The sequence below is a fragment of the Vibrio sp. B7 genome (genome assembly GCF_963888765.1).
In the GTDB taxonomy this organism is placed as follows: Bacteria; Pseudomonadota; Gammaproteobacteria; order Enterobacterales; family Vibrionaceae; genus Vibrio; species Vibrio anguillarum.
Genome location: NZ_CAWPKR010000013.1, coordinates 1 through 18298, shown reverse-complemented (window position 1 = coordinate 18298; position 18298 = coordinate 1). Strand labels below are relative to the sequence as shown.

Sequence of the window (18298 nt, the reverse complement as noted above, 5' to 3'; positions counted from 1 at the left end):
TTTACTGTTTCTTACGACCGATTAGTTCGCTTGGCAGAGACTTTCTTGAATGGTTAAGCGAATTTCAGGATAGAGCATCGAGTAAAGTAGGCGTGCTAGCTGAACGGTTGGTTCTAAATGGCAATTGCCATCAACATCCAAATAGCCCTGCTCTTTGAGCGTGACAAATAGGGCGGAGAATACCCCTTTATCAAAAAACTCAGGGGCATTGATGCCATGCAAACGGCCAAGACGTTGTGCAATTTCTTGGCTTTTTTGCTCTAAATCAGATTTGCCCACTTCAGGGTTAGCAACCAATAGATTGAGAGCAATCGCGTAGCGTTGTAGGGTTTCTGAAATGGTACGACCGAGCAGCATCAACACTTGTGTTTTGGCTTGGTTAATGGCCACGACACCCTCTTCTAGCGTTACTAATTGTTGACGTTGCAGTTCGTTAACGTAAGCGTTGACTACATCTGCGAGTTCATCTTGCGCAAAGCTTAAAAACAGCTCCTGCTTTAAGAAGGGATAAATCAGTGCCACATTGGCGGTTATCTGCTCTAGTGATAGCGTTTGCTGGCGGATCAACATCTGCGCAATCAGCGAGGGAATGGCAAACAGATGAATGATGTTATTGCGATAGTAGGTCATCAAAATCGACTGATTGCGATCAAGGGAAATAATCTCACCCATGGTATCGGATTCAATTACAAACTTGTCGAGCGACTGTGCGTGGTTAACCAGTTCTTCCGCACTGGCTTTAGGCACAGTGCAGGTTGCTGAGTAGCGCACGTTATTTAGTAGCGATAAATAGCAGTCGATTTGCTTAACCAAATTGTCACGAGCCAGTGCGCTTTGGCGTGAAGCAAGTAACGCGGTGGCACACAAAGTTAAGGCATTGGCCGCCGCCGCATCGTTAATGTGCGTCATCATCTTGGTGGCCAGTTGGTTAACAATAGGGTTGATCCACTGCGGCTTGGTGCTGCCCATAGGGTCAATATCTTGCGTCCATTCTGGCACTTGCTCGTTAAGGTATTGGTTCAGCGGGATCGATTCGCCGAAATTGACATAGCCTTGGCCAAAATTACGCAGCTTGCGAATCGTGCGCAGCACTAAACCCGCATTTTCTTTCTCTTTACTTTTGCCGCGTAGCTCTTTGGCGTAAGTGCTCACTTCCATCACGTGTTCATAACCGATATAAACCGGCACGAGGGTCACCGGGCGGTTAAGGCCGCGCAACATGGCTTGGATGGTCATCGCCAGCATGCCTGTTTTCGCTGGCAGTAAACGGCCAGTGCGTGAGCGGCCACCTTCGCTGAAATATTCAACTGAATAGCCTTTGGCAAATAGCTCGGCTAGATATTCGCGGAAAATGGTCGAATAGAGCTTATTACCTTTAAAGCTGCGACGAATGAAGAATGCGCCGCCACGGCGGAAAATCGGACCTGCTGGGAAAAAGTTCAAGTTGATTCCGGCAGCAATATGCGGTGGCACCATACCTTCGCGATACAGCACATAAGAAAGTAAGAGATAATCCATATGGCTGCGGTGGCAAGGGACATAGACAATCTCGTGTCCATCTTGCGCAAGGCGACGCACGGTGGCGGCATTATTTATATTAAGCCCTTGGTAAATGCGGTTCCATAACCAGCCCAGTATGCGCTCTCCTTTCTTGATTAAGGAGTAAGAGAAATCAGCGGCAATCTCATCCATGATGTCATGCGCTTCTTTGCGCGCTTTTTCGAGGGAGATATTGTTGGCTTTCGCTTGATCTTCAATCGCTTTTTCAATCGCTTGTGATTTAATTAGGCGGTTAAACAGCGCTTGGCGATTGGGCAAATTTGGCCCAGAAGCTGCCAGCTTTTGGCGAGAGAAATGAATACGAGCCACTCGTGCCAATTTATGCGCGATAGATTCGTCGGTGCCGTGTGAATCAGCCATATAGCGCAGTGAAACGACGGGGCTAAAGCGCACCATGCAATCGCGTCCAGCAAAAATTACCGCGAGTGCTTTTTGTGGGCCATTTAAGGCTTGGAGATAGGGTTTCTCTTGCCCCTCTTTACCTGGTTTACGTCCCCAAAGCACCGTCGCTGGGATCATTTGAACGTCCAATTCCGTATCAAACTTATGTAGCTCAAGCAGTTCAGAAAAAAGAGCGATAGAGTCACTAGGAACGTGCTGATCATTGCGCATCAAGGTTGGGCGCGCCGAGATGAAAACATAACGGGCAAAACTTTTGCCGTTTAGCTCAAGTGGTTGCAGCGGATCAGGTAAACCCAGTTCTTTGGCGTGAGTTTGCAAGGTGAGCAAATCAACACTTGAGCGAAAAGGTAAGGCGTAAACAATCGGCTTGTGAATATCAATGCCGTGGTCTTCTATTGGATTAGAAGGGATCGCCGTGCCTTTGACCAACGCAGACAAAGGTAATTTTAGTAGTGAACGAGATAATGAGTGTCCAGAAGACATAAAGGTCGTCGCCTCAAGAATATTTCAATATGCTTAAGCGCATGTCCATTTCCCTGTGAGTTGATACTCAGAGAAATCGATATGCGCCGAAGCGGCTAGCTATTTTTGAGCCGCAAGGATACCAGAAACTGGTCAAACCTTTTAATCATTATTGTTTAGTAAAACAGCATCACTTGCGAGCGCGGTGAGTGAATCGGTGAGGTATTTATCGGTCGATTGCGGCATTTTTTGTAAATAGCCAAAAAATAAGCGTCCGCTCTTCCATTTATTCGATTACTGGATATACTCACAGTTAACTGTATAAACAGACAGGTGAGATATGAAGCCGTTAACGCCCCGCCAGCAACAAGTATTTGATCTTATCCGCAGTAAGATCGACGAAACCGGAATGCCACCGACTCGCGCTGAAATCGCACGCGAGCTGGGTTTTCGTTCCGCTAATGCCGCAGAAGAGCATTTAAAAGCACTGGCTCGTAAACAAGCGATTGAAATTATTCCGGGTGCCTCTCGTGGGTTGCGTATCTTACTTGAAGCTGCCAATGAGCCAGAAGATCTTGGCCTGCCTTTAATTGGTCGAGTCGCGGCGGGAGAGCCTATTTTGGCGCAAGAGCATGTCGAAGCGCATTACCAAGTGGATCCCAATATGTTTCGCCCTCAAGCGGATTTCTTACTGCGTGTGCAAGGCGAAAGTATGAAAGATATTGGCATTATGGACGGTGACTTACTCGCAGTGCATAAAACACAAGATGTGCGTAATGGGCAAGTGGTGGTGGCGCGTGTTGAAGATGATGTGACGGTAAAACGTCTAGAACGCAAAGGCTCTACCGTGTTATTGCACGCAGAGAATGAAGCGTTCTCACCGATTGAAGTGGATCTTAAATCTCAGCAGCTCACCATTGAAGGTGTGGCCGTCGGCATTATTCGCAATACCGATTGGATGTAATTTATTATTGAGATCCATTCTCAATAACTTGTTATTCTAACTGATATTCATTATCATCTTCTTTGTTGTTACATCGAGTTGCGACATAAGGAAGATGGTAATGCCTACCGATAAACATTCACTAACCCCACGTCATCATATTCCAACCAATTTAGTTCAACCGTTGTGGTTTCGTAGCCGCGAAAGTTTGGTTGATAACGGGTTAGTGTATGATCCGATCGCTGCAAAGGCCTGCCAGAGCTGTCACTTAGCCCCCGAATGTTTAAGCGGTGATATCGATCAAAAACAATTACTGCATGCCACCTTAACGCAATTGTGCGATCAACAAGTGCGCGCGTTTATTGAGCGTAACCCTGATGGATGGATCATTAATGTCGGTGCAGGGTTAGATACCCGTTTTTATCGGGTAGACAACGGGCGTTGCCATTGGATAGAACTCGATATCACCGAAAACCTGCTGTGGCGGCAGAAATTGTTTCATCGCAGTGAGCGTTATCAACATGTGTGTGGCAGTGTCGATGATCTTCAGTGGTTGGATGCATTGCCTATTGCGGAATCCTCAGCCGTTTTAATCGTTTGTGAGCATGCGTTATTAGATTGTACGGCGCAGCAACTCACCTATTTTATCCGCGCATTGGGTTTGCATTTTTCTAATGCGGCGGCTTGTTTAATGCTGGCTGGAGACAAAACTGCTTCCGCTTTAGGTCAGAAAATGGGCTCAGGCCATTACGGACATGGTTTTGCTAATCCAACCGAAGCGGTACTCAATGTCTTGCCTTGGGCTTCGTCGGCAAAAACGTTTTCACCGCTCGATCAACATTGTGGCCGCTGGAAATTATGGCAACGTTGGTTAAGTAAGGTGATGGTTTACAAGCTGCGCTTAACACCCGTTTTAGTTTATGTCCGTTGGTGAGTAACCGCTAGCCGTCCTCCTATCACTCCGCTACACTTTGCTCTCACCCATGAGAGGCCAACGTGTTGCAATCTATTTTACAAACGTTATCGAACCGTTCCGTACATCGACAAGTGTTGCTACTGGCGATACCTATGGTGCTGTCCAATATTACCGTACCGCTGTTAGGTTTAGTTGATGCGGCGGTGATCGGTCATCTGGAACACGCTTGGTATTTAGGTGGTGTGGCACTTGGCGGTACGGTAGTCAGTGTCACTTTCTGGTTACTCGGCTTTTTAAGAATGTCGACCACAGGCCTTGCGGCGCAAGCATACGGTGAACAATCGTCACAAAAACTGGCGTTAGTCTTGTTGCAAGGGCTCTTGATGGCACTGGCATTTGCGTTGTTGTTTTTGATTCTGCATCGATGGATTGGCGATGCGATTTTTTCAGCCAGCAGTGCCAGTGAGCAAGTAAAGCAATATGGGTTGCAGTATTTTGTGATTCGAGCGTGGAGTGCGCCCGCCGCATTGGCCAACTTTGTACTGCTCGGCTGGCTGTTAGCCACGCAAAATGCCAAAGCGCCAATGTGGATGGTAATCATCACTAACTTAACCAACATCGCGTTGGACATTCTGTTTGTGTTGGGTTTCGGCTGGAAAGTGGAAGGTGCTGCGCTGGCGTCGGTTATCGCTGATTATGCGGGCATGAGCTTTGGTTTACTGTGTGTTTGGCGCTATTGGTTGCGGCATCAACTCCCTTCGCCACTGCAGCTAGGTGTTTTAGTGACACAAGGTCTTAGCCGCTTTGTGAAATTGAATCGCGATATTTTCCTGCGTTCACTCTGTTTGCAGGCGGCGTTTAGCTTTATGACCTTTCAAGGGGCGGCCTTTGGTGATCAAACCGTGGCGGCTAACGCTGTCTTAATGAGTTTTTTGATGATGATCTCCTATGGCATGGATGGTTTCGCTTATGCGATGGAGGCCATGGTTGGCAAAGCGATTGGTGCAAAAAGTGAGACGCAGCTCAAAAGTGCTCTGATCGGCAGTTTTTTCTGGAGTGCGCTAATCTGTTTAGCGTTAACGGTGATGTTTGCGGTGTGGGGATCGGCGTTGATCACGCTGATCACTGACATTAACGCAGTTCAGCAAGCGGCTAACCGTTATCTACCGTGGCTGGTGGCGATGCCGTTAACCGCGATGTGGTGTTTTTTATTGGATGGTATTTTTATCGGCGCGACCAAAGGTAAAGAGATGCGCAACAGCATGTTTGTCGCGATGTGCAGTTTTTTCAGCGTTTTCTATCTGGCTCAGTCTTTGGGTAATCACGCCCTGTGGATGGCGATGCTCAGCTTTATGGCAATGCGCGGCATCAGTTTAGGTGTGCTATTTATCTCACAATGGCGACGCGGTGTTTTTCTCACTTGATCACCGAACCTATCCCTAAGCACTTCACTCACTAGGTTACCCAAAAGAAAGCCGCACTCGTTAGCGGCTTTCATTCCATTAGCAGGCAGAATTAGGTCGATGATTAGAACAATCGATTCAGGCCATTTAACGCCGCCACGCGGTAGGCTTCGGCCATGGTTGGATAATTGAAGGTGGTATTAACGAAATATTCGAGGGTATTGGCTTCGCCTTTTTGCTCCATAATTGCCTGTCCGATATGGATGATTTCAGCCGCGCGTTCTCCAAACACATGAATACCTAAAATTTCTTTTGTCTCTCGGTGAAACAAAATTTTCAAGCTGCCGATATCTTTGCCAGAAATTTGTGCTCGTGCGAGGTGTTTAAACGAAGAGCGGCCAACTTCATACGGAATTTTGGCCGCGGTGAGTTCTTGCTCTGTTTTGCCCACTGAACTGATTTCAGGAATGGTGTAAATCCCAGTTGGAATGTCATCAATTAAGTGCCCTTGCGCTTGACCATGAGCAATCGCTTGAGCGACAAATCGACCTTGATCATAGGCTGCGCTCGCAAGGCTTGGGTAGCCAATTACATCACCGACTGCGTAGATGTGCTCCACCGAGGTTTGATAGTTACGATTGACGGCCAGTTGGCCACGTGAGTCGGCATTCAGGCCCACCGCTTTGAGGTTCAATTTGTCAGTGTTGCCCGTGCGTCCATTGGCGTACAAGATACAGTCGGCTTTCATTTTTTTGCCCGATTGCAAGTGAACGATCACACCATCGTCAGTGCCTTCAATCTTTTCATGGGTTTCATCATTACGAATCACAATGCCGCTGTTCCAAAAATGGTACGAGAGTGCATCAGACGTTTCGTTATCCAGAAACGACAGCAAGCGGTCACGGGTATTGATGAGGTCGGTTTTGACGCCTAAGCCGCGGAAAATCGAAGCGTATTCGCAACCAATGACGCCTGCGCCATAAATGATGATGTGGCGAGGATCGTGTTTAAGCGAGAGAATCGAATCGCTGTCATAAACTCGTTCATGAGTAAAATCAACATCATCAGGTTGATAAGGGCGTGAGCCAGTCGCAATCACAAATTTGTCGGCGCTGTATTTTTCGATGCTGCCGTCAGCGTGCGTAACCGCCACGGTGTTTTTGTGGGTAAACTTAGCGTTACCAAAAATCAGCGTACACTGATTGCGATCGTAAAAGCCTTGGCGCAAGCGCGTCTGTTTATCAATCACAGATTTAGCATGGCCTAAAATATCAGAGAAAGTGAGATGAATACTGGTGTTGTTTTTACAAAATAGAGGGTTACTGTTGAATTCGATGATGCGGCTGACCGCATGGCGTAACGCCTTGGAGGGAATGGTGCCCCAATGGGTACAACCTCCGCCAACACTACTCTCTTTTTCGATAATGGCGACATTAAACCCCGCTTTAGTCAAACCCATTGCGGCGCCTTCTCCGCCAGGGCCGCTACCAATTACGATGACATCGAAGTGGTTTTGGTTCGCCATACTCTATTCCTTGTTGTATTTGTTTAACATTGCTGTAGCGAGATTTTAACTGATCCATCAGTGCGGTAAACGATGTTGCCATCAGAGAGTGGAGAGGATCACGCTCGAGAGGTGAAAATGCCACTTTATGCTATTGCTTTGCCCATCTTACTGTGGCGAGTGATTGAAATTAGGTTAGGTGACTGTTTAATTGGTTACTTTGTCCAAAGAGGCGATGTTGTGGCTTAGACAACGTGCTCAATCACGTTATAGTATGGCTCAGATAGTAAAAGAGAAGCGACTTAATATGAAATCGATGGGAATTCGCGCATTACAAAAAGAAAAAACACGTCGTTCATTGATTGATGCAGCATTTAGCCAATTAAGTGCCGATCGGAGTTTTTCTAACTTAAGTTTACGAGAAGTGGCCCGCGAGGCGGGGATTGCGCCCACCTCATTCTATCGACATTTTAAAGATATGGATGAGTTGGGTTTAACCATGGTTGATGAAGGCGGTTTACTGCTGCGTCAATTGATGCGCCAAGCACGGCAGCGCATTGTCAAAGAGGGCAGTGTGATTCGCACGTCGGTTGAAACCTTCATGGAATTTATTGAAAGTAGTCCCAATGTGTTTCGCTTATTACTGCGAGAACGCTCAGGTACTTCTTGCGAGTTTCGTGCCGCGGTAGTGCGAGAAATACAGCACTTTTCCGCAGAGCTCACCGAGTATTTGATGACGACAGGCATGGGTCGTGACGAGGCATTAACTCAGGCCGAAGCTTCCGTTATTTTGGTGTTCAGCTCCGGCGCTGAAGCTTTAGATTTAGATCGACGTGAGCGAGATGAGCTTGCTGAACGTTTGATCATGCAGTTGCGAATGCTAGCCAAAGGGGCATTTTGGTATCGCAAAGAACGTGAACGTAATCGGCTCAAAGGGGGGATAGAGTAATGTCGAATGAAAACAACACAACCCATCGTGGTTCGGAAAGAAAAACACTTGTGCTAGCGCTCATCGCAGGTATGTGCGGCGATGCCTTGTTGTCTTGGGTAACCATTAGCCAAGTTCCGTTCTCCATTTTCCCACTGATTGCATTAGTGCTTTCTGTGCAGGCGTTGTATCAAGAATATTTGCGCCATCCGGTGGCGGAAGATCTTCCATTGGTAGCGCTTGCCTGTTTCTTTGTCGGTGCTTTTGGTCATTCGGCATTTATCAAAGCACAATATCCAGATTCTGGTTCTAACTTTTTCGCCATTCTCGTATTGCTGTTGTTGCTACTCTGGGTTGGAAGAAAATTGGGTTTTCTTGGTCGCCATCACGCCGACTAAGTCATCAATGACTAGGTAGATATAGCGTGCGATGTGACCGTCATCCAAGCCTATCAAAGACATATCACAGGGATGTGGACGCCGTTTTCTTGTCGTAGCGTCATGCATCCCGCTGTCACGTAATCGTTGTAAGTGGCGATAGCCGTTATCGGTGCGTTTTTAAATACGATGCGAAATTGCTTTGAACGATATTCGGTAAACGTAATTATTGCCAGTTAGCTGGAATTCTTTGTGCACACTAGGGCTCCAAGAATCATCACCACCCACGCCCATGTGCTGATGGTCTAGGCGCACATAAATGGTTTTTTCTGCCATTAAATCACAGGTGTGTTTTGCTTTTGCCAGCGTCTGTTGAGCATATTGACTGACACTAAATTGGAAATCGCCAGATATCGCCAGTTCGTTCACTTGCAGCCATTGAGTTCCACAACGCAAGCCACTGTCGGTTGGGAAAATGTACGGAGTATGCATCTCTTCTAGCGTTTGCGTGTGCAAGCCAAAACGTGCTGCAGATAGGCGGTCTGGGTAGTTCTCAAACGGACCTAAACCTTGCCAAGTGATTGGTGTACTCTGCTCATGCAATGGCAATTGCAACTCCAAGCCGATACGTGGCATGGGTGGTAGATCATCGGCAAGTGTCACATCAACGGTCAGCTGCATTTCGCCACTGTTTTTCAGCGTATGCGTCCAAGTGGTGATGGCTTGCACGGCACCGTTGAATTGGTAAGCGAAAGTTGATGTTACTTGCACGGCATGCGCCAACATGTCGCTATGGCAACTGACACATTCGCGTTTCCATTGGCCAATACCAGCCATATCCCAACGGCATACCCAAGCGTTTGGATCTACGTTATCCACTTCACTCACACCAATATCGTTATCCAGTGGCGCACGGAAGAAGTTATCTTGCGGTGCCGCCAGCATTTGCGCTTTGCCATCGACTTGCCAATCAATCATCAAGCCTGTTTGACTATCCCAGCACCATTGATGCTTCTCATTTAGGCTGGTGACTACGATCATGCCTTTTTGCTGGCTTATCGCTGGGGCTGGTTGCGTTTCCAATTTAGGCATGGCGAGACCTGAGGTATTGCGTAGCGCAAATTGCTCAGAAGCGCTCACATGTCCCGCGGGTGCCCAAAGTGTTTCAGCCAGTAAGGTGATGTCAGTATTCAAGTGGTATCGCGCTTCTGCTTTAGGTGTAAATTCAAAAGCAATCTCTACGGTTGCTTGGCTATCGGCTTTGATGTTCAGCACAACAGAGCCAGATTGAATCAATTTGCCATCTTCCAAAAGTGACCAGTTCAATTGCTCGTTGTCCGTTGCACGAAATAGGTTTTCGTTAGTTACTAATAGATGACAGAATCCTTTCGCTTGTTCTTGCAGCGACACGCGAATCATACGCTGGCAGTATTTGGCTTCTTCCAATGTTGGATGCACAGTGCGATCTGGGAAGATCAACCCGTTGATGCAGAACTGGCGGTCATTGATTTTATCGCCAAAATCGCCACCGTAAGCCCAGAAGTGTTGGCCGTTCTCGTCCCATTGGCTCAAGCCTTGGTCTACCCAATCCCAGATAAAGCCGCCTTGAAGGCGAGGAAACTCGCGGAATGCATCCCAATATTCATTAAAACTCCCCAAACTGTTACCCATTGCGTGAGCGTATTCACATAAGATCAGTGGGCGAGTTTCGTTGGGTAGAGAAATCCATTTTTTGATTGGCCATTTTGGTACTGCTTCATCTGCAATCGTTGTATTCACACGGGCGTACATAGGCGCAATGATGTCGGTTGCAGCGGTATTGGCACCGCCACCTTCATATTGAACAGGGCGCGACGAATCGTAGTTTTTCGACCAGGCGTACATCGCATTGTGGTTGCTGCCGTGGCCAGACTCGTTACCCAAAGACCAGATGATGATAGAAGGATGGTTTTTATCGCGCATCACCATTTGGGTGTAGCGGCTCATGTATGCGTGTGCCCATTGTGGATTGCTCGAAAGGCGATTCATCGGCTGCATGCCATGGGTTTCGATGTTCGCTTCATCGCACACGTACAAGCCGTATTGGTCACACAGTTCGTACCAACGAGGGTGATTTGGGTAGTGCGCTGTACGTACCGCGTTGAAATTGTATTGCTTCATCAAACAGATGTCGCGGATCATGTCTTCTTCTGTCATCACATGCCCAAGCTCTGGATGATGCTCATGACGGTTAACGCCACGGATCAGCAAAGGCCTGCCGTTGAGTTTCAACTGACCATCAGTGATTTCCACTTTGCGAAAGCCCACATGATAGGCTTCACTCTCTAGATGCATGCCGTTTTCATCTAATAGTGAAACGACTAGGCGGTATAGATTGGGGGTTTCTGCGCTCCATTTGTTTGGCTCACGCACATGCAATGTTTGAAATACCACGTCATCGTATGTGCCTCGCTCGTCAATACGGCGGTTGTGCGGGCGATCAATTCGCGGCTCAGTCACTGCGCATTCACCATCAAAGAGCTGCACTTGCACTTGGTAACAATCTGGCGCTGAAATGTGCGTCACGATTGATAGTGAACCATCGCGATAACACGCATCCAAATCTGGCGTGACGAATACATCTTCAATGCAGTGTTGCGGTTTAGAAAGCAAAGTTACGTCGCGGAAAATACCACTTAGCCACCACATGTCTTGGTCTTCTAGGTAGCTGCCATCACACCAACGCATCACCATCACGGCAAGTGTATTCTCGCCAGCCACTAGGTAGGGCGATAAGTCGAATTCGGAAGGCAAGCGGCTATCTTGGCTGTATCCCACCCAAGTGCCGTTGCACCATAGGTGGAATGCTGAGTTCACACCATCGAAGATGATGCGCTGTGTATTGGTAAGATCGGCTTCTGAGCGGGAAATCGTAGTGCGGTAACAACCTGTCGGGTTTTCGGCGGGTACGAATGGAGGGTTTACTTCAAACGGGTATTTTACGTTGGTGTAAATTGGTTTGTCGTAGCCTTGTAGCTGCCAGTTGGAAGGAACCGTTATTTCATCCCAGTTCGTGTCATTGAATTTGGTTTGAATAAACTCGCCTTCGACTTGTTCTGGCGAGTCGAACACTTTGAATTTCCATTGGCCATTCAGCGATTGACGTTGGGCGTAAACGCCGTCACGGGCATGGTCAATATCTCGGTAACTGGAAAGTGGGCTGTGTGCTTTTAAGCAGTGAATATTCACTGATTGTGGGGTTTCCCAGTCACGTCGTTGGAGAATATCTGAAAATGCCTTCATGGTTTTCCTACTTGATTTTTTGTTTCTAACCGTGTTGCGCTACGGTAGTGAATACCGTAATGGATGACTTTTTTGCTCTGGTAGTCGACGCTAACGCGGCCAAAAACAGTGCCATACATAGAGTAGCTAATCGTTTTATTTTTTGAGTCCTAGCTTGCTACTCAGTGTAAATAAGATATGGAAACGTTTCCATGATGGGGTTTACATTTTCATAGTAATAACGGATTTATTCTTCTTTCGTGTGATTATCCTCTCTGGAATGTGTTTTTAAGCAATTTTAAAGGCGAGTGATGAACTTTCCTTAATGAGATTGGCTTTGGGTCTGACGTTTATATCAAAATCAATCTGTAAACGTTCCCATGCATTTAGTTTGGCTCACCGATTATTTTGTTCTATTCGTTGTGATGCGGTGTAATTTTCTGCTTCAAAGTCAGACAAAATGACAGATAACCATTGATTGAATTAACCGGTGGGCAGGCTCTACTGATTGTAGAATTGGGTGAGTATGCAGAGATTCTGCATTGGGCAGAAGGTAAGCGGTGATCTCAACGGTTATCGTATGGGCTCTGCATCGCCCTGTGCCATAGCCCGCCCTGATTAAACCGTTAGTCAGAGCGAGTAGCATAATAGGTAATGTTGTCAGTACGAATGCGTGAAAGCCGATTAAGTCGAAATTTAAATATCGATTGAAAGTCTTATTTAATCTTCTCCAGCAATACGCCTGCTTCCATATGGTGGGTGTAAGGGAATTGGTCGAATAGAGCGAAACGAGTCACTTTGTGTGTTTCACATAGAGTGTCTAAATTCTCTTTTAAGGTTTCTGGGTTGCAGGAGATATACACAATCCGCTCGTAGCCTTGCACCATTTTGCAGGTATCGATATCCATCCCCGAGCGCGGTGGGTCAACAAAAATGGTGTTGCAACGATAGCTTTTGAGATCAACTCCAGCCTGTTGCAAACGGCGAAACTCACGTTGACCTTCCATCGCTTGAGTAAATTCTTCGGCAGACATGCGGATGATTTGCACATTGTCTATTTTATTTGCCGCAATGTTGTATTGCGCGGAATCAACAGAAGGTTTGGCTAATTCGGTTGCGAGCACTCGCTCGAAGTTTTTCGCCAATGCCAGTGAAAAGTTACCATTCCCACAGTAGAGCTCTAATAAATCGCCGTGGCTCTCTTGCGTACAGTCAACGGCCCATTCCAACATTTTTTGTGCGACAGTACCATTTGGTTGAGTAAAGCTGTTTTCCACTTGTTGATAAATGTAACTTTGACCATGTACGTTCAGTTTCTCAATCACAAAATCTCGATCGAGCACGACTTTCATTTTACGTGCACGGCCAATCAAATTGAGGTTGAATCCCTCATCATTGAGACGCTGTTTTAATGCTTTTGCTTGGGTTATCCATTCTTCATCGAGTTGGCGATGATAAAGCAGAGAAACCAATACTTCACCACTAAGAGTGGAGAGAAAATCGACTTGGAAAAGTTTACGGCGCAGTGAGTCGCTGCCTTTAAGTGCATCGACCAAAAGTGGCATCAAATCATTAATTAAACGACTGGCTGCAGGAAACTGGTCAACGCGGTATTTTTCACGCGTTTCTTGGTTGAACATGATGTAATAAAGCTCATCACCTTCGTGCCAAACTCGAAATTCTGCACGCATACGGTAATGCTGCTCTGGTGATTCAAACACTTCCAACTGAGGCATGTTGTATTGTGCGAACATTTGGGTCAGACGCTCGGTCTTTTCCGCCAACTGTTGCTGGTAGTGTTGTGGGTTTACATCAAGAGTCGCCATGGTATTACCTTTGCTTGGGTATGGTGCATTCAAATAATAAAGAGCGCAGATTTTATTCAATCCCTCGCGCTTGTCCAGTTTTGTCCTGAATTAGTCATTAATTGCGAGCTAACAAAAATAGCTGACACCAATCAGTACTAGACAAATTATCAATAGAGCCATAGTATCGCCCTCAGCTGGTGCTATCTAGCGGTATAGATGGCCGAAAAGGGAATCTGGTGTGAATCCAGAACTGACGCGCAGCGGTAAGAGAGAACGAACACCCAATATGACACTGCAGGAAAATGCTGTGGGAAGTCGGGTTAGTAGGTCAAGAGCTCTCAAGTCCGAATACCTGCCAGCAGCCAAATCTATACCACCGTTTGGTTGATTTGGTAGGACTTACGCGAATTAGGATCACAATATGAATAAATCCCTTTTAGCGGCGGCTGTAGCATCGCTGCTTCCGTATGCCTCATTTTCTTCTTATGCTCAAAACACTGAAGAGTCGCTCGTGGTGACGGCTAACCGTTTCGAGCAAATCGAATCCTCAGTTCTTTCTTCAGTAACCGTTGTGTCACGTGAAGAGATCGAACAGTATCAAGCCAACTCATTAACCGAAGTATTACGCCGAGTCCCCGGCGTGGAAATCGCCCAAAATGGTGGGCGAGGACACAATGCGTCTATTTTTATGCGCGGAACGAACAGTGATCATGTGTTGGTATTGGTGGATGGTATTCGTATCAACTCATCTGCAGGTGGTGTGGCGATTAACCGTTTTCCGATTGGTTTAGTGGAACGCCTAGAGGTTATTCGTGGTCCGAGTGCGTCAGTTTATGGTTCTGATGCGATTGGCGGTGTGATCAATATTATCACTCGCTCTCACCGAGGCGATGATGCTAAACAACTAGCGCTGGGCATTGGTAGCCTTGCGTCTAAAAAAGCCGATATGGTGGCTAAAGCGGATGTGAACGAAAAAGGACATATCCAAGTAGCGGCAGGTTTTGAACAAACCGATGGCTATGATATTAAAAAGACGGGAAACGGTACCCAATATGGTTTTGATAGCCAAAACCTGATGGCTGGTTATGAGCATCAATTAAGTAAGCATTGGCTTGGCTATGTTTCTGCAAGCTGGTTTGACAGTGATGCTCAATATGACTCTTATGGTTCGGTTAAACAGGGTTACTCACAAAATGAAAGCGTTACTGGCCAACTTAATTATCAAAATGAACAGTTAAAAAGCTTGGTCAGTTTGAACTACCAGCAAACTGAGAACTTAGATTATTCACTGGCGGAAGGTCGGGCGAATGCCAGCACTAAGGCCAATATCAGTCTTACGCAGCTGCAGTGGGCCAATCTCTACCAACTGACATCAACATCGGAAATCGGTGCAGGTATTGATGCTCGCCGTGAACGCCTTGCCGATGACGCGAAAAATCGTGGCAGTGCTCATAAATTAGCGGGTGAAAGCCGAGATACCAAAGGTGCGTTCGCTTCTGGTCGGTTATATGTCAATCGCTGGGTGTTGGAATCCAATATTCGCTATGACGAATACGATCAGTATGACAATTATACAACTTGGTCTGTGGCGGCTGGGTATCAACTTAACGAAGCTCATTTTGTGCGCGCTACTTACGGTACTGCTTTTAAGGCACCAACGTATTCAGATTTAAGCACTACTCCAGACTTGCAACCGGAAGAGTCAAAAAATGTAGAGCTCGGTATCTCGGGTGTCTATTCGTTTGCAAGATGGAATCTGTCGGCTTATGACAACAAAGTGGATAACCTCATCATTTGGTATAAACCAGCCTCTTCTTCAGGTGACTGGTATTCAGACAACACTGATGCTCGGATTAAAGGCTTAGAGTTTGATGTGAACTTTGATACTGGGCCTGTTAACCATACGGTTGTGGCTGAGTTTAAAGATCACAAAGATGATAACGATGTCCAACTGGCACGTCGTGCAAAGCAAAATTATAAATGGATCAGCTCAATGAATCTCGGTAAGTTTGAGTTTAACGCTACCTATACTTACACAGGCAAACGGCTTGATCTTCCAACAGCATCGCCCATGAGTGACGACTACATTTCCGCAACCAACTTATGGGATATGTCGGTTGGCTACTGGATGAATGATGATCTGATTGTTCGCAGTCGAATCGATAACGTATTTAACGAGCAGTATGAAACGGCGATTGGTTACAAAGCGCCAGAGCGAGCTTATTACCTCAACGTTGCTTATCAATTCTGATTTTTGAAACCGCCTGTGGGCGGTTTTTACTTTGCGAGTGTGATGATGAAAAAGAACGTTATCGTCAGTTGGTCTAGCGGAAAAGATTCAACCCTCACTTTAGAGCGATTATTGGAAGATAGCCGTTATTGTGTGGTGGGCATTTTTACCACTTATGTCGAAGATGAAGTGCCCTTTCAAGCCACCCCTTTGTATGTAATTGAGCTACAAGCACGACTTTTAAAATTACCCGTTGTCAAAATAGAGCTGCCTGCCGTATTTCCAAGTAACGAGCTTTATCAATCGACCATCATCAGCGCATTAAAACAAAGTGGATTAGAGATAGACGCCGTTGCTTTTGGCGATATGTTCTGTAACGGCATTGCGGAGTATCGCAAAAGCTATATTGAACCGGTTGGCTGGGAGTGTGTGTTGCCCTTGTTAGGCGAAGATAGTAGCGCTCTTGCGCGAGAGATCATAAATCGCGGCATCCAAACCATGGTGATGACGACAGATGGTCACAGCCTCACGCCAGACTATTGTGGACAACCTTATGGACGAGCGTTTATTGATTCTTTACCAGCAAAGGTTGACCCGTGTGGCGAAAATGGTGAGTTTCATACACTGGTCACCGATGCGCTCTGTTTTTTGGGTGGAACACTGGAGTTAGAGTTGACGCATCTCCAACTGGGGGAACGTTTTTGTCACCAAAGATACCGAGCAAGAGCATTGCCAATTGATAAAGAGCGAGTATGATCGGAACGTTTTCATTATAAGGTGCTCAGAGTGTCGCAACCGTCTCAGCTTAATGTGCTTATCTTTGACTCTGGTGTTGGTGGGTTATCGGTTTATCAAGAGGTCCAAGCCAAACTACCACAATTAAACTACATCTACCTGTTTGACAATGAAGCTTATCCTTATGGAGAGCTCAATCAAGAGGTGTTAATTAAGCGTGTGGTTAGGTTGGTAAGCGATGTCGTTGTGAAAGAGCGCATTGATTTGGTCGTTATTGCTTGTAATACCGCAAGCACCATCGTCTTACCCAAGCTGCGTTCTTGTCTTGCTGTACCAGTTGTGGGGGTTGTCCCTGCGATTAAACCGGCCTCGTCACTGGCAAATAAAGCCGTGGGACTCATTGCTACCCCAGCGACTATCACTCGTCAATACACTCACGATTTGATTCGAGATTTCTCATCTGACAAGAATGTTGAATTGCTAGGGTCAACGCGCTTAGTGGATATGGCAGAAGAAAAATTGAGGGGCAAAGCTGTCGATCTTGCAGAATTAAAAGAGATTCTTAGCCCTTTGGTGAACCGTATTGATGTGGCGGTCCTTGGCTGTACACACTTCCCATTAATAAAAGAAGAGATCCAAGCCGTATTAGGGAAGAGTGTCGTGCTAGTTGATTCCGGAGAAGCTATTGCTCGTCGTGTGCAAGAGCTATTGGGTGTGAAAAGCGAGCCACAATGCAAAATCAAACAACACAAGATATTATCAAGCGCACCTCCTTGGGAAGAAAGCGCGCTCAATAGCCGATTAGCTCACTTAGGTTTTACTCCTGTTCAAACATATCGTCATCAGGATGTTTAGGATCATTCGCCACACGTACCTTCAATGTACGCTGCATATAGTCTTTCTCATTCAAAGCTGAAATAGCACCATCTACATTTGCAGAAGCCATCACAACAAAGCCAAATCCACGCCTTTTGCCCGTTCGCTTATCTTTCATCAAACGTACGGCAAAGACCTCTCCATATTTGGCAAAAAGTTCACGAACATGAGCTTCATTAGCTTTGTATGGCAAGTTACCGACATACAGTGTTTTCGTTGAGAGTTTTGACTCCTCATCATCGGTTAGCGTTTTGCTGCCAAAAAATTTAAAAACAAGAGCGGAAGAGACAACACCAAGAACAAAAGTAATTGCGGGAGAAAGCGCGACCAGAGAAAAAAGGATTGCGCCTATTATTGCAAGAGATGCAACCAGTAAAATCGATTTATTAGAGTTCATATTGGAATACTACATATCAAGTAAAAGAAGAAGGATGTCTAGGATTAACAAAATAGACACATCAATCTTACGTTTATGCTTGGTGTTTTTCCAACCAATTGCTGTGATAACCTTCAAATGTTGAAGTTTTATTCAATAAAACGCGACATTGGTGGCTTTTTAAGCGAATGAAAGGTGATTTTAAAAAAGAACTTGTCACATTGTAAAACCTCCCTATAATGCCGCCTCACTGACACGGAGTGAGGCAAGCCTCACAAACGAGTTACTAGTTGAAAGAGAAAGATAGTTAAAAATAACTCTTGACTCTTAAAAGCTAAAGCGTATTATTCGCACCCCTAGCGACACGGACTTAACGGTCTTGTTCGACAGGAACGCTCTTTAACAATATAAACCTATCAATCTGTGTGGGCACTCGTTGATGATAATCAAAAAAGATTTATCAATGAACTGAGTGACCAATCAGAATCAAGTTTACTTGATTTTGGCACAGTCAATT

General features: G+C 46.1%; 13 protein-coding genes and 1 riboswitch. Of the genes, 8 read left to right on the top strand and 5 right to left on the bottom strand.

The genetic code is table 11. From position 1 onward, the window contains the following. Positions 1–21: 21 nt before the first annotated feature. A complete protein-coding gene (gene plsB / locus AACV32_RS07465) occupies positions 22–2445 on the bottom strand; it encodes a glycerol-3-phosphate 1-O-acyltransferase PlsB (RefSeq protein ID WP_170895730.1) in 2424 nt (807 codons plus the stop codon). Between the two features lie 319 nt (positions 2446–2764). Between plsB and lexA the strand changes: the two genes are divergently transcribed. The 3 genes from lexA (at position 2765) to dinF (ending at position 5707) form a co-directional block, all read left to right on the top strand. Next, positions 2765–3388: a transcriptional repressor LexA gene (gene lexA, locus AACV32_RS07460; protein WP_026028591.1), complete on the top strand. Its 624-nt coding sequence runs from the start codon at positions 2765–2767 to the stop codon at positions 3386–3388. Positions 3389–3482: 94 nt separating this feature from the next. Beyond that, positions 3483–4301, top strand: coding sequence for a class I SAM-dependent methyltransferase (locus tag AACV32_RS07455; protein ID WP_017048580.1), 819 nt, complete (start codon positions 3483–3485; stop codon positions 4299–4301). 62 nt (positions 4302–4363) lie between these two features. Beyond that, positions 4364–5707, top strand: a complete 1344-nt coding sequence (gene dinF, locus AACV32_RS07450; protein ID WP_013855482.1) for an MATE family efflux transporter DinF — start codon at positions 4364–4366, stop codon at positions 5705–5707. A gap of 103 nt (positions 5708–5810) precedes the next feature. On the opposite strand, the gene sthA is transcribed toward dinF, so the two are convergent. Further along, positions 5811–7211, bottom strand: a complete 1401-nt coding sequence (gene sthA / locus AACV32_RS07445) for a Si-specific NAD(P)(+) transhydrogenase (protein ID WP_017048582.1) — start codon at positions 7209–7211, stop codon at positions 5811–5813. A 286-nt stretch (positions 7212–7497) separates the two neighbouring features. Between sthA and fabR the strand changes: the two genes are divergently transcribed. Beyond that, the gene (gene fabR / locus AACV32_RS07440; protein ID WP_017048583.1) at positions 7498–8139 is read left to right on the top strand and encodes an HTH-type transcriptional repressor FabR; all 642 of its coding nucleotides are present in this window, start codon (positions 7498–7500) and stop codon (positions 8137–8139) included. Further along, positions 8139–8516: a YijD family membrane protein gene (locus tag AACV32_RS07435; protein WP_017042075.1), complete on the top strand. Its 378-nt coding sequence runs from the start codon at positions 8139–8141 to the stop codon at positions 8514–8516. Before fabR ends, AACV32_RS07435 begins: the two co-directional genes overlap by 1 nt. Positions 8517–8675: 159 nt before the next feature. Here AACV32_RS07435 and AACV32_RS07425 read toward each other — a convergent pair whose 3' ends face one another. Continuing rightward, positions 8676–11777, bottom strand: a complete 3102-nt coding sequence (locus tag AACV32_RS07425; protein WP_170895729.1) for a beta-galactosidase — start codon at positions 11775–11777, stop codon at positions 8676–8678. A gap of 695 nt (positions 11778–12472) precedes the next feature. Further along, positions 12473–13582: a tRNA (uridine(54)-C5)-methyltransferase TrmA gene (gene trmA, locus AACV32_RS07420; protein WP_026028592.1), complete on the bottom strand. Its 1110-nt coding sequence runs from the start codon at positions 13580–13582 to the stop codon at positions 12473–12475. A gap of 160 nt (positions 13583–13742) precedes the next feature. Further along, positions 13743–13938: riboswitch (cobalamin riboswitch) on the top strand. Between the two features lie 47 nt (positions 13939–13985). Here trmA and AACV32_RS07415 point away from each other — a divergent pair. From AACV32_RS07415 to murI, 3 genes are read left to right on the top strand one after another with little or no spacing between them, the layout of a single operon-like run. Continuing rightward, positions 13986–15815 carry a TonB-dependent receptor domain-containing protein gene (locus AACV32_RS07415; protein WP_017049957.1) on the top strand — a complete coding sequence of 610 codons (1830 nt, stop codon included), beginning with the start codon at positions 13986–13988 and terminating at the stop codon, positions 15813–15815. 45 nt (positions 15816–15860) lie between these two features. Then, entirely contained in the window at positions 15861–16550 is a 690-nt protein-coding gene (locus tag AACV32_RS07410) for an ATPase (protein WP_050989963.1), read from the top strand. A 30-nt stretch (positions 16551–16580) separates the two neighbouring features. After that, positions 16581–17384 (top strand): glutamate racemase, encoded by an 804-nt coding sequence (murI, locus tag AACV32_RS07405; protein WP_026028593.1) that lies wholly within the window; start codon positions 16581–16583, stop codon positions 17382–17384. On the opposite strand, the gene AACV32_RS07400 is transcribed toward murI, so the two are convergent. Continuing rightward, on the bottom strand, positions 17347–17802 hold the full coding sequence (locus tag AACV32_RS07400; protein WP_017044858.1) for an RNA recognition motif domain-containing protein: 456 nt from the start codon (positions 17800–17802) through the stop codon (positions 17347–17349). The genes murI and AACV32_RS07400 overlap by 38 nt on opposite strands. Positions 17803–18298: the final 496 nt, after the last annotated feature.

What these genes read in the sequence shown, in the direction of transcription:
- lexA (WP_026028591.1), top strand. Translation starts at nt 2,765, where the DNA reads ATGAAGCCGTTAACGCCCCGCCAGCAACAAGTATTTGATCTTATCCGC.
- AACV32_RS07415 (WP_017049957.1), top strand. Translation starts at nt 13,986, where the DNA reads ATGAATAAATCCCTTTTAGCGGCGGCTGTAGCATCGCTGCTTCCGTAT.
- AACV32_RS07435 (WP_017042075.1), top strand. Translation starts at nt 8,139, where the DNA reads ATGTCGAATGAAAACAACACAACCCATCGTGGTTCGGAAAGAAAAACA.
- plsB (WP_170895730.1), bottom strand. Translation starts at nt 2,445, where the DNA reads ATGTCTTCTGGACACTCATTATCTCGTTCACTACTAAAATTACCTTTG.
- AACV32_RS07410 (WP_050989963.1), top strand. Translation starts at nt 15,861, where the DNA reads ATGAAAAAGAACGTTATCGTCAGTTGGTCTAGCGGAAAAGATTCAACC.
- AACV32_RS07425 (WP_170895729.1), bottom strand. Translation starts at nt 11,777, where the DNA reads ATGAAGGCATTTTCAGATATTCTCCAACGACGTGACTGGGAAACCCCA.
- AACV32_RS07455 (WP_017048580.1), top strand. Translation starts at nt 3,483, where the DNA reads ATGGTAATGCCTACCGATAAACATTCACTAACCCCACGTCATCATATT.
- trmA (WP_026028592.1), bottom strand. Translation starts at nt 13,582, where the DNA reads ATGGCGACTCTTGATGTAAACCCACAACACTACCAGCAACAGTTGGCG.
- fabR (WP_017048583.1), top strand. Translation starts at nt 7,498, where the DNA reads ATGAAATCGATGGGAATTCGCGCATTACAAAAAGAAAAAACACGTCGT.
- sthA (WP_017048582.1), bottom strand. Translation starts at nt 7,211, where the DNA reads ATGGCGAACCAAAACCACTTCGATGTCATCGTAATTGGTAGCGGCCCT.
- AACV32_RS07400 (WP_017044858.1), bottom strand. Translation starts at nt 17,802, where the DNA reads ATGAACTCTAATAAATCGATTTTACTGGTTGCATCTCTTGCAATAATA.